Source organism: Paenibacillus sp., assembly GCF_031177825.1.
Taxonomy (GTDB): domain Bacteria; phylum Bacillota; class Bacilli; order Paenibacillales; family YIM-B00363; genus Paenibacillus_AE.
On the sequence record NZ_JAPSKE010000027.1, the window covers coordinates 63,916 to 76,199 of the forward strand.

At 58.3% G+C, this 12,284-nt stretch carries 11 protein-coding genes; 10 read left to right on the forward strand and 1 reads right to left on the reverse strand.

The window, feature by feature from the left end:
* Position 1 precedes the first annotated feature (1 nt).
* On the forward strand, positions 2-808 hold the full coding sequence (locus tag RIN49_RS23280) for a carbohydrate ABC transporter permease (protein WP_309122553.1): 807 nt from the start codon (positions 2-4) through the stop codon (positions 806-808).
* A 32-nt stretch (positions 809-840) separates the two neighbouring features.
* Here the strand turns inward: RIN49_RS23280 and RIN49_RS23285 are convergent, their stop codons facing one another.
* A complete protein-coding gene (locus RIN49_RS23285) occupies positions 841-1,476 on the reverse strand; it encodes an AraC family transcriptional regulator (protein WP_309122542.1) in 636 nt (211 codons plus the stop codon).
* 236 nt (positions 1,477-1,712) lie between these two features.
* Between RIN49_RS23285 and RIN49_RS23290 the strand changes: the two genes are divergently transcribed.
* The 9 genes from RIN49_RS23290 (at position 1,713) to RIN49_RS23330 (ending at position 11,936) form a co-directional block, all read left to right on the forward strand.
* A complete protein-coding gene (locus tag RIN49_RS23290; protein ID WP_309122543.1) occupies positions 1,713-3,128 on the forward strand; it encodes a sulfatase family protein in 1,416 nt (471 codons plus the stop codon).
* Positions 3,129-3,294: 166 nt separating this feature from the next.
* Positions 3,295-3,816: a CBO0543 family protein gene (locus RIN49_RS23295; protein ID WP_309122544.1), complete on the forward strand. Its 522-nt coding sequence runs from the start codon at positions 3,295-3,297 to the stop codon at positions 3,814-3,816.
* A gap of 241 nt (positions 3,817-4,057) precedes the next feature.
* Positions 4,058-5,170, forward strand: a complete 1,113-nt coding sequence (locus tag RIN49_RS23300; RefSeq protein WP_309122545.1) for a Gfo/Idh/MocA family protein — start codon at positions 4,058-4,060, stop codon at positions 5,168-5,170.
* Positions 5,171-5,206: 36 nt separating this feature from the next.
* Complete coding sequence (locus RIN49_RS23305; protein WP_309122546.1) at positions 5,207-5,962, forward strand: sugar phosphate isomerase/epimerase family protein; 756 nt, start codon at positions 5,207-5,209, stop codon at positions 5,960-5,962.
* Entirely contained in the window at positions 5,959-6,855 is an 897-nt protein-coding gene (locus RIN49_RS23310; RefSeq protein WP_309122547.1) for an AraC family transcriptional regulator, read from the forward strand. The genes RIN49_RS23305 and RIN49_RS23310 overlap by 4 nt, the downstream gene beginning before the upstream one ends.
* Positions 6,856-6,873: 18 nt before the next feature.
* Complete coding sequence (locus RIN49_RS23315) at positions 6,874-7,932, forward strand: oxidoreductase (RefSeq protein WP_309122548.1); 1,059 nt, start codon at positions 6,874-6,876, stop codon at positions 7,930-7,932.
* Between the two features lie 6 nt (positions 7,933-7,938).
* Positions 7,939-8,766: a sugar phosphate isomerase/epimerase family protein gene (locus RIN49_RS23320; RefSeq protein WP_309122549.1), complete on the forward strand. Its 828-nt coding sequence runs from the start codon at positions 7,939-7,941 to the stop codon at positions 8,764-8,766.
* Positions 8,753-10,135: an MATE family efflux transporter gene (locus RIN49_RS23325; protein ID WP_309122550.1), complete on the forward strand. Its 1,383-nt coding sequence runs from the start codon at positions 8,753-8,755 to the stop codon at positions 10,133-10,135. The genes RIN49_RS23320 and RIN49_RS23325 overlap by 14 nt, the downstream gene beginning before the upstream one ends.
* Positions 10,136-10,274: 139 nt before the next feature.
* Positions 10,275-11,936 carry a ribonuclease J gene (locus RIN49_RS23330; RefSeq protein ID WP_309122551.1) on the forward strand — a complete coding sequence of 554 codons (1,662 nt, stop codon included), beginning with the start codon at positions 10,275-10,277 and terminating at the stop codon, positions 11,934-11,936.
* Positions 11,937-12,284 lie beyond the last annotated feature (348 nt).

Here is a 12,284-nt window from a genome sequence, read left to right on the forward strand (position 1 = left end):
GATGCTTCTGGTCGAAATCGTTATGATCGTCGTAGCGATTCTGTTTTTCGTCCCGATCTACATGACGGTGATCAACGGGTTGAAGACGTACGGCGAGGTCGTCACGTCCACGATGGCGCTGCCGGACGTGTTCCAATTTCAAAATTACGCCATCGTCTGGAACCAGCTCAACTTCCTCGGCGTGTTTATGAATTCGATCACCATCACCGTGTTTTCGGTGTCCGGCATTCTGCTCATCAGCTCGATGGCCGCCTACCAATTGGTCCGCCGTCCGGGCTGGCTCAGCAACGTGATTTTTCTCGCGATCTTGTCGGCGCTCGTCATTCCGTTCCAGACGATGATGATTCCGCTCGTGAAGGTGGCCAAGGATTTGGGCATTATCAACACGATCTATGGAATTATCATCATGTATTGGGGCTTCGGAATTCCGCTGGCGTTGTTCCTGTATCATGGGTTCATCAAGTCGATTCCGCGGGAGCTGGAGGAGGCGGCTTCGATCGATGGAAGCGGGCCGTTCGGAATCTTCTTCCGCATCTTGCTGCCGCTCCTGTCGCCGATCACGACGACGGTCGCGATCCTGCACACGCTCTGGATTTGGAACGACTTCCTGTTGCCGCTCATTACGCTCAGCTCCCCGGCGAACCGGACGATTCCGTTGGCCGCCGCGGTGTACTTCGGTCAATATACGAACGAATGGCATCTCGGCATGGCCGCCCTCACGCTCGCGATCGTGCCGGTCATGATTTTCTTCCTGTTCATGCAGCGGTACATCATCCAAGGCATCACGGCAGGGGCGGTGAAGGGCTGAATCCGGGAAGATTCGGCAGGTCGCTAGAACGGCTAGCGATTGCCGAACGCGCCCGGCGATCGCCCCGTCGCGCGGCGGAACGCCTTGTGGAAGGATGACGCGTCGTAGTACCCCAGATGCTCCGCGATATCGGCGACGGTCATCCGGGTGTGCAGCAGCAGCTCCGTCGCGGCGGTCGTTCGCAGCCGATGCTGATACTCGATCGGCGTCTGCCCGGTCGCTTCCTTGAAGAGCGCGATCGCGTAGTTCGGCGAACGGCCGATCCGTTCGGCTAAGCGCTTCACCGGAATCCGTTCCCGATAATGTTCGGCGATAAATTGCTCCATCTCGCGCGCGAGATGGAGCTTTCTTTTCGGCAACGGAGGCGATACGAGCTCGCGCTGCACGATGCCGACGATCTCGAGCAGAATCCCGAGCGAGATCGTCTCGAAATACGGACGCTGCTCGAAGCGCTGCATATACAGTTCGTCGAAGCGTTCCCGCAGCCGCTCGAACGACCGGGGATTCAGGAAACGAGGCGCGGTTTCCGCCAGCAGCGGATGTCCCGAAGGGTCGTCGACGTCGAAGGCGACGGCGTATTTCTGATGCGTCGTCCCTCCGTCGTTGTACGCTTCTCGCTTCGTGCCCGCAGGAATATGAACGAGGGTACCCTTTTCCGCTTCCGTCACGACGTCGTTCAGACGATACGTTAACCGTCCGGCGACGACGAGCGTAAGAAAATGAGATTGTACATATTCGACGCGGTTGTGCCAATGCGGAATATGATCGTCGAAATACGAGCTTTTTATGGTCAGGATCGGAGGTTCCCTCTTTCGTTTTCGAAGTGAGGTTGTACATATAATCGTAGTATTCTACATGGCTGGTGTAAAGAACGGCCCGCTATAATGACGAAAGAGGTGAGCCGATGAGCGAAAAGAGAAGACCGAATGTATTGTTTATCATGTCGGACGACCATGCCGCGCATGCGATGAGCTGCTACGGCAGCCGCATCAACGAGACGCCGAACATCGACCGGATCGCGAAGGAAGGGATGCGGTTCGATAACTGCTTCTGCACGAACTCCATCTGCTCGCCGAGCCGGGCCGCGATCTTGACGGGGAAGTACAACCATCTGAACGGCGTAAAGTCGATCGACGATTCGTTCGACGGCAGTCAGCAAACCTTCGCGAAAATATTGCAAGCCGAAGGCTACCAGACGGCGATCGTCGGGAAATGGCATCTCGGCCACGGCGGACCGGCCGACCCGACCGGCTTCGATTATTGGACGGTCGTGCCCGGTCAGGGCGAATACCACGATCCGATCTTCATCGAGATGGGCGAACGGAGACGGTATGCCGGCTACGTCACGGACTTGACGGCGGATCTCTGCATCGATTGGCTGGAGAAGCGAGATCGGGAACGACCGTTCCTGCTCATGTGCCATCACAAAGCGCCGCATCGTCCGTGGGAGCCGCCCGAGAAGTACGCGAAGCTGTACGAGGACATTGAGATCCCGGAGCCGCCGACGCTCGACGACGATTACGCGACTCGCGCTCAAGCGGCTGTCGAGGCGACCATGCGCATCGACCGGGACTTCGTGGACGAGGTGGATTTGAAGGGTTCCCCTCCTCCGGGACTGACGTCGGCCGAGGCGAAGCGTTGGCGATACCAGCGGTACATCAAGGACTACTTGCGCTGCGTCGCGTCGATCGACGAGAACGTCGGCAGGATGCTCGATTATTTGGATGCAGAAGGGCTGACGGACGACACGATCGTCGTCTATACGTCGGACCAGGGCTTCTTCCTCGGCGACCATGGCTGGTACGACAAGCGTTTCATGTACGAAGAATCGCTCCGCATGCCGTTCGTCGTCCGCTATCCGCGGGTCATCGCCCCCGGCGTCGCGACGGAAGCGATGGCGCTGAATGTCGATGTTCCCGTTACCTTCCTGGATTTTGCCGGCGCGGCGATTCCGGATGACATGCAGGGCCGCAGCTTGCGCCCGATTTTCGGCGGGGCGACGCCGGCCGATTGGCGTACGTCGATGTACTATCGGTATTGGATGCATCTCGACGAACACCATAACGTGTACTCTCATTACGGAATTCGGACGCACCGATACAAACTGATTTACTATTACGCGGAAGCGCTCGGCACATCGGGGTCGATCGAGGAACGCCGTCCGCCGGAGTGGGAATTGTTCGACTTGGAGAAGGATCCATACGAATTAAACAACGTGTACGCCGACCCGGCCTACGCGCACCGCGTCGCCTCGTTGAAGAGCGAGCTGCGGTCGTTGCAGCTGGCCGTGCTCGACGAACCCGTCGACGAGATCGGATAGATTAGGATTCAATGGCCGGCAATAGGCGTCAGGGATCGCTTCTTTCGGAGCGATCCCCGCTTCGTTACAGGGAGGCAATGTACTGAAGCTGGCGGGGCGAGGAATCAAAAACGAATGGAGGGAGCATAATACATAACATACAAAATTAGGAAGTTGGTGGGCGCTCATGTTCCCGATTGCGGCCGGGATTGGGATAGCTCTATGTGCATGGCGGTGGGGGGATTGGCGCAATTGGCGCGTTTACTTGCCGACCATTCATTATTTTATCATTTTCGATTTGCTGTACAATCTGTTTACTTGGAACCATCGGCTATGGGAGTACCCGTCCCCGCCGAACCTGCTGCCGAATCATTTGACCATGAATCTTTTCATAACGTTTATATTTTACCCCAGCTTTATATTGATTTACTTATACCGCTATCCTGAAGGGGGCAGCGTGGCGGCACGGGTTAAATACGTCTTGTCGTGGGCTGCGCTCTGGGCGGCGTGGGAACTTTGTATGTATGCGCTCGGGCAATGCGTATATCATCATGGCTGGAATTTCGGTTGGTCTTTAGCTTTCCTGCTTGTGATGATTCCGATGCTTCGCCTCCATTATAAGAACCCGCTCGTCGCATATGCATTGTCTATTCCCATCACTGTGTTTTTACTACTTTGGTTTCAAGTCCCCGTGCTGCAATTGAACTGAATCGGCGGATACGAATGCATTGGATGGATACGCGCGCTACAGGCTTGGGAGCCCGCTCCTAAGCTTTTTTGTTTCTATCTCTGTCGAATCAAGGAAATCCAGTTACGGGGACGCTATTCGAAGGTTTATCGGAAGATTGATCAAATGCGTCCAGACGATTTGCGTTTCCCTCCATTGTCATCCGTCGGCCGCATGGCGATAATGAGAGCAGGAACATCAATTCCATATAGGGGATGAGACGATGCGTAGAATGAAGGTAGGAGTCGTTGGAGCAGGCGTCATTAGCGATATTTATTTGAAAACGTGCACCGAGACGTTCCATCCTATCATAGAGATCGCGGCGATCGCGGACAGCGTCGAAGAACTGGCTCGGAAGCGCGCTTCGGAGTACGGCATTCCGAAGGCGTGCACCCTGGACGAGCTGCTCTCGGATCCGGAGATCGAAATCGTGCTCAATCTGACGAGTCCGGCGGCGCATGCGCCGATCAATATGAAAGCGCTGCACGCGGGGAAGCATGTGTACACCGAAAAGCCGTTCGCGCTGTCCGAGAAGGACGCGGACGAGGTGCTGGCCTTGGCGAAGTCGAAGGGGTTATACGTCGGCTGCGCTCCCGACACGATGCTGGGTGCCGGCGTCCAGACGTGCATCAAGCTGATTCAGGACGGATGGATCGGACGTCCGTACGCGGCGAACGCGGTCATCGTGATGGGCAACTCGAGCGGGGGCATGCATCCGAATTTTCAAAACTTCCTGAAGCTGGGCGGCGATCCGTTGTTCGATATGGGGCCGTATTATTTGACGGCGATGCTGACGATGCTGGGACCGGTTCGCCGCGTATCCGGCTCGGCGCAGCAGCTGCATCGGGAGATTACCGTGACCAATCCGAAATCGCATGCGTTCGGCAGGACGGTGCCGGTCGAGGCGCCGACGAACGTGTCCGCCGTGCTCGATTTCCATTCCGGCGCCGTCGGTACGTTCCAAGCGGCCAAGGAAAGCTTCGGTTATTTGCCTCGGATGGAGATCTTCGGTACGGAAGGCAATCTGACCGTGCCGGATCCGAATTTCTTCAGCGGCCCGATCAAGCTGCAGCTGGCGAACGGGGAAACGAAGGAGATGCCGCTCTCGCATCCGTTCGCCGAGAACAGCCGGGGGATCGGCGTCGCGGATATGGCGTACGCGATTCAGTCGGGGCGGCCGAACCGCGCGAACGGCGACGTCGCCCGACATCTCCTCGAGGTCTCGTTCGCGATTTTCGAATCTTCCGCAACGGAGAGGCATGTTCATCTGAAGACGACGTTCCCTCCCGTCGAGCCGCTGCCCCTGGGGTTAAAATTCAACGCGTTGGACGCGTAACCATTTTCATAACTATTCGAAAGAGAGGTGCTTGCCATGAAGCGATTTCCCATCGGCGTCCAGCCATATACGATTCGCGAGGCGTTAGCGAAGGATTATGCGGGCGCATTAGAGCGCGTCGCGGAGATCGGGTACAAGGGAGTCGAGATCGGACCTCCTCCCGAGGGGATGAGCGTCGACGGCCAGAAGCAGCTGTTGGATCGGTTAGGCTTGACCGTCGTCGGGTGCCATGCGGGCTTCGACACGTTGGAGTTCGACGTCGATCGACTGTCGGACTACTTGGAGCAGGTGGACGGCGGCCGCTGCGTCGCGATCTCGCTTCGCTTCGCGTCTAAAGAAGAGGTGCTCGCGAAGGCGAGACGGATGAACGAGATCGGCGAACGGTTCCGGAAGCGGGGCGTCTCCTTCCTCTATCATAACCACGATTGGGAATTTGAGAAATTCGACGGGGCGTATGCGCTCGACCTGCTGCTGCAGCATACCGATCCGGAGTTGGTGAAGACGGAATTGGACACCTATTGGATCGCGAAAGGCGGGGTTGATCCGGTCGCCTACTTAAAGCAGCTGGAAGGTCGGGCGCCGCGGCTGCACCTTAAGGATATGGAGGCCGGGGAGGAACGCTTCTTCGCGGAAGTCGGCGAGGGCGTCCTCGATTTCCGGTCGATCGCGCAGGTCGCGGAGGACATCGGCGTAGAGTGGATGGTCGTCGAACAGGACGCCTGTCGGCGGGATCCGTTCGAGAGCCTGCGAATCTCTTACGAGAACCTGAAGGGAATGGGCTTCATGGCGTGAGCGCGGCCGGATACCCTACGATTCATTACGCCGGGGACATTACGAAGAAGCCGGGAACGGGACTCGGTCCCCGGACCATCGAGGACTATGAGCTGTTGTACTTCACTTCCGGAACCAAGGGCGTCTATATGGTGGAAGGCGAGACGGTTCCGCTAGACGTTCCCTGCTTTCTCGTGTGCCGGCCGGGGGAACGCCACGAGTATATGTATGATCGGGACGTCGCCTCTAGGCATCTGTTCCTTCATTTCGATTTCGAAGACGCTCCGGAAGCGAAGCCGGCCCTTCCTTTCCTTGAAACCGGGGGGATCCGCCGCATTCCTTCGGAGAACGAGCTTCTTATCGGGATGATGAAGCAGCTGATTTACTTGTCGTATGCGCAGCCGGAGCGGATGAGCGAACGGGCGGGCGCGCTGCTGCTCGCGCTCCTCCTCGAATTGAACGGGGAGCTCGCGTTGCCCCAGCCGCCGGAAGGGGAAGCGATGCCGCAGCAAATCATGCGGGCGATCCAGGTCATGGAGGACCATCTGCACGAGCCGCTGAAGGTGGAGGCGATCGCGCGCAGGGTCGGTTGGTCGCACGAGCATTTCTCGCGAAGCTTCGCGTTGCATACCGGGCGCACGCCGCGGGAGATGCTGCTGCGGCTTCGCATCGAACGCGCCTGCCAGCTGCTGATGGACGAGGGGCGTTCGATCAAGCAGGTGGCCTTCGAGGTAGGCTTCGCGGACGAAAATTATTTCAGCCGCATGTTCAAGGAGGTCAAAGGGACGACGGCCACCGCTTATCGAAAGCGCTATGCGAATCCGCTATACCGGGATTTAGCGCCGATCCAAGCGGTGGATTCCCGATACCCGACCAATCGCGTGTTTCTAGTTAACGGAGGTACGAAATCCTAGTCGAGGAGGCGGAACCGCATGAATCGAATCATCCGAGCGGGACTGATCGGCTTCGGCTTCGCCGGCCGCACGTTCCACGCGCCGGTCATTACGGCCGCGGAAGGCATCGAATTGGCGGCCGTCGTCCAGCGCTCCGGCGACGAGGCCGCCGTTCGGTACCCTGCCTCTCGCATCTACCGAGATGTCCGAGAATTATACTCCGATCCGACGATCGATCTGGTCGTGGTGACGACCCCGAGCACCGCGCATTACCGATTCGCCAAGGAGGCGCTGCTCGCCGGGAAGCATGTCGTGGTGGAGAAGCCGTTCACCGTCACGTCGGCGGAAGCGGACGAGTTGATCGCGCTCGCGAAGAGAGCCGGCCTGATTCTAAGCGTCTACCATAACCGTCGTTGGGACGGGGATTTCCTCACGATCGCGAAGCTCTTGGAGGAAGGGGCGCTCGGGGACATCGTCGAGGCGGAATTTTGTTGGGATCGCTATCGCCCGAACGTCGTCGGGGGTTGGCGGAACGTCGACGAACCCGGGGCCGGTACGTTCTACGACCTCGGCGTTCACTTCCTCGATCAGGCGTTATGCTTGTTCGGACGCCCCGAGACGATTCGCGCGGATTTGCGCAGGACTCGGGCAGGAGCCAAGGCGGTGGATGCGTTCGACGTGGCGCTTGGGTACGGCTCGGGAGGGCCGGCGGTGCGGTTGAAGTCGTCCTTGCTCGTGCAGAAGCCCGGTCCGCGTTATATCCTGCACGGAACGAGAGGTACGTTCGTGAAATCCGGAGAAGATCCGCAAGAGCAAGCGCTCAAGGCCGGCGGCACCGGTCTGGAGCCCGGCTGGGGGCAAGCGTCTCCCGAGTTTTGGGGGGACCTCCATGCCGATTGGGGCGGCTTGCGCGTGACGGGGAAGGTAGAGACGTTGCCCGGGCGGTATGCCGCTTATTACGAGAACGTCGCCGCCGCGATCGTCGGAACCCGGACGCTGCAGGTGCTGCCGGAGCAAGCCCGCTGGGCCGTGCGGCTGATCGAGCTAGGCCTGCTGAGCGATCGGGAGAAGCGGACAATTAGGATAGAGGAGGAATAACGGCGAATGAGCACGTTTCGCACCGCACTGAATGCATCGACGTTGTTTCCGTTTCGGCTGACGCTCCCCGAGCAAATTCGGGTGGCGGCCGAGGCGGGATATGAAGGAATCGAGTTTTGGATGAAGGATGTCGACGCGTATCTGGAACATGGCGGGACGCTCGCCGAGCTGCGCCGTTACGCCGGCGATGCCGGGATCGTCTTCGCGAACGCCATCGCATTCTGGAAGTGGGCGGATCTAGACGAGCGGGAACGGGCCGGCGGGTTGGAGCTTGCAGTCCGCGAAGCCGAGCGGCTCGCGGAGCTCGGCTGTTTCTCCGCGGCGGCGCCGCCGTTCGGACAGGTCGAAGGCTCCTCGTTGGAACGCATCGCGGATTGCTACGGAGAGCTCGCCGGACGCATCCGTCCGCTGGGCGTCGATCCGCTGCTGGAGTTTTGGGGGCGGGCCAAAGCGCTCTCTCGGTTGGAGGAAGCGATCGTCGTCGCGGATCGTAGCGGCGTACCCGAAGCGAAGCTGCTCCTTGACCCGTTCCATATGTACACGGGGGGGAGCTCGCTCGAGACATTGTCCCGCCTGAGCGGCGACCGAATCGGGATCGTGCACGTCAACGACTACCCGGCCGATCCGCCGAGGGAGACGATTCAGGATCGAGATCGGGTATTTCCCGGGGAAGGGGTCTTCTCCGGCGAACGATTCGCTTCGACGCTTCATGGCGCGGGGTATCGCGGATTCGTCTCCTTGGAGCTGTTCATTCCGGATTTCGGCGACCGTTCCGCGCTGGAAGTCGCAAGGCGCGGATTAGAAGCGCTTAAGCGGATTTATGGGGTCCAATAAGAAGAAAGGCGACTCTTGGCGGTCGATGTCGCTCTTCGCGATCAGCTGGCCCATCTTCGTCGAATCCGCCTTGCAGATGCTGCTGCGGATATCCGACACCTTCATGTTGAGCAAGGTGTCCGACGACGCGGTCGCCGCGGTCGGCGTCGCCACGCAATTGCTGCTTTTCGCCGTTCTTCTTTTTAACGTTATTTCCTATGGCGCGTCCATCGTCATTTCGCAATATCTCGGCGCCGGCCGCGATCGCGAAGTGGAGCGGCTGACGGGTGCGGCGATCGGGTTGAACGCCTTGTTCGGCATCGCCGTCAGCGCGTCGGTCGTCGCGTTCAGCGGTCCGTTATTGCGATTATTCGGGTTGGAGCCCGCTCTGCTTCAAGAGGCGGAGCGGTTTCTATGGATAGCCGGCGGCGCGTTGGTCGTGCAAGCGGTGTTGTCCGCGGTCGTCGCGGTCATTCAAGCGCACGGCTTCACGCGGAGCACGATGATGGTGACGATCGGGATGAACGTGTTGAACGTCTGCGGCAACGTGCTCGTCATCTACGGTCCGATGGGCTTCCCGAAGCTGGGCGTCCCGGGGGTGGCGCTGTCCACGGTCGTCGCCCAATTGGTCGGCCTTACGGTGAATTTGTATGTATTGCGTAAGCACATCGGCGTGAAACTGAACGCATCCGTCCTTACGCGTTGGAAGCGGGAGCATGTACGCCAGGTGCTTAGCGTCGGCTTCCCCTCCTCGGTCAACAACCTATCCTACTCTGCGAGCCAGCTCGTCACGACCGCCTTCATCACGACATTAGGAGCGAGCATGCTCTCTACGAAAATCTATACCCAGAACCTCACGTTCCTGATCATCGTGTTGGTGGCGTCGATCGGACGCGGGGGTCAATTGATCATCGGGCGCATCGTCGGCGCCGGCGAGGCGGAAGAAGCGTACCGCCGCGCCTTGCGGCATCTGGCGATCAGCATGGGGCTAACGCTGACGGCCGTGTCGCTGGTCGCCGTCTTCCGCGTTCCCTTGCTCCGGTTGTTCACCCATGACGCGTCGATCGTCGGGCTGGGCGCATCCTTGCTGTTGCTGGGCTTCCTGCTGGAGCCGGGACGCAATTTCAACGTCGTTATGGAACGTTCCCTGCACGCCGCCGGCGATGCGCGCTATTCCATGATCTCCGCCTTGGCGGTTACTTGGTTCGCGAGCGTCCCCCTGATTTACCTGCTTGGCGTTCATTGGGGCTTCGGGTTGTACGGGATGTGGTTCGCATTCATGTTCGACGAGTGGGCGCGGGGGCTCTTGTTATTCCATCGATGGAAAAGCCGCGCATGGCAGAAGAAAGCGATCGTTCGGCGCGGCGCCGCAGTGGGGATTGCCGAATAAGCCGAGGTACGATGAAACACTAAAAGGCGGAGCCGCCGTTTTCGGGCTTCGCTTTTTTGTTTTTTTTGAAATACTATGCATGCCTCTGTGGAACGATAAGTACTACGAGTTCTATAGCAAAGGAGCCGTCGTACACCTCATGAATCCGAAGTTATCTTTCTTTGCGCTGGGCGGCGTAGGCGAAATCGGCAAAAACATGTACGTCGTTCAATATGATGACGAATTGATCGTCGTCGATTGCGGTTCGAAGTTTCCGGAAGACGACTTGCCGGGAATCGACCTTGTCATCCCGGATGTAACTTATTTATTAGAAAACAAGGACAAGGTCAAAGCGCTCATTTTAACGCACGGACATGAGGATCACATCGGGGGATTGCCCTATGTCCTTAAGCAGCTTCGCATGCCGGTCTATGCAACGAAATTCACGTTGGGCCTAGTGAGCGTCAAGCTCGAGGAAGCGGGTATCTTGGACCGGTCGCTGCTTCACGAAATTACTCCGGAAACCGAGCTTCGCCTCGGCGGGTTCGACGTGTCTTTTTTTAAAGCGAGCCACAGCATCCCGGACTGCCTCGGCATCGTCTTTAAGACGGAAGAGGGGACGATCGTTCATACCGGCGATTTCAAGTTCGACTTGTCCCCCGTCACCGAAGAAGCGGCGGATCTCCATAGACTGTCGGATATCGGCAAGGGCGGCGTTCTCGCGTTGGTTTCGGAGAGCACCAACGCGGAGCGGCCCGGCTTCACTCCCTCCGAACGTAATGTGGGCCGGCATTTCGCCGAGGCGTTCCGAAGCGCCCCGCAGAAGGTCGTGGTCGCGACGTTCGCTTCCAACGTCCACCGTCTCCAACAAGTGATCGACGCCGCCTTCGAGTCCGATCGCAAGATTGCGCTGCTCGGGAGAAGCATGGTGAACGTCGTGCGGATTGCCTCGGAGCTGGGATATTTGCAAATCCCCGAGCAGCAGCTGATCGACCCCGCCGAAGTCATGAATTTGCCGCCGGAACGGGTGGCGCTCCTCTGCACGGGCAGTCAGGGGGAGCCGAACGCCGCGTTAGCCCGATTGGCCCGAAACAGTCATAGGCAAGTGGAGATCGCTCGGGGGGATACGGTCATCTTATCGGCGACGGCCATCCCGGGAAACGAAAAATTGTTGTCCCGCATCATCGACGATCTGTTTAAGCTCGGGGCGAAGGTGATCTACGGATCGGGGGCTCAGACCGGCATGCATGTTTCGGGTCACGGCAGCCAAGAAGAGCTGAAGCTGATGATTCATTTGATGCGCCCGAAATATGTCATACCGGTCCATGGAGAATATCGGATGCTTCATCAGCATCGGTTATTGGCCGAAGCGGTGGGGGTCGAGCAAGACCATGTTTTGATCGTGGAAAACGGGGACGTCGTCGGCTTTCAAAACGGAGCGGCCGGGGTGACGGGGAAGGTGCAGGCCGGACCGACCTTTGTGGACGGCTTGGGCATCGGGGACGTCGGCAACTCGGTGCTCCGGGATCGCCGTTCGCTTTCCCAAGAAGGGATCTTGATTGTCGTGCTTACGTTAAATAAGGCGCAAGGTACGATCTTGTCCGGTCCGGATCTCGTGACGCGCGGGTTCGTCTACAATCGCGAATCCGGGGGGCTGCTGTCGGAGGCGAACGACATCGCGGCTCGGACGATTCGGGATTTGGGCGATGATTTGAGAAACAGGAACGTCTTAAAACAAAAGCTGAAGGATCATTTGGGCCGCTTCCTGTATGAGACCACCCAAAGAAGGCCGATGATCCTTCCGATTGTTGTGGAAGTGTGAGGGAAGTGCGAGGGATGATTTCGAAAATGGGAACGTATCGGAAACCGCCTCGGCGGTTTCCATGTATTCCCTGTTGTGACGTAGCAAGATCGGTGGTATATTATTTTTCCGGCCGCGACAGCGGAACGGACCGAACGAAAATTTGGCTGGTTTAAATTGGTCGTTGCAAAAGAGATGCGATCATGGTAATCTAGTCTTCCGGCCGTGAAAGCGAGTCGGACAAGCAGTACCGAGTAAGACAAGCTTGCTCCTTGAAAACTGAACATGAGCGCATATGCTTAAAGTAAGAAATGCTAGCTTGTAATGAGCGCAGTAGTTTGAACTACCCTTTTTGGAGAGTTTGATCCT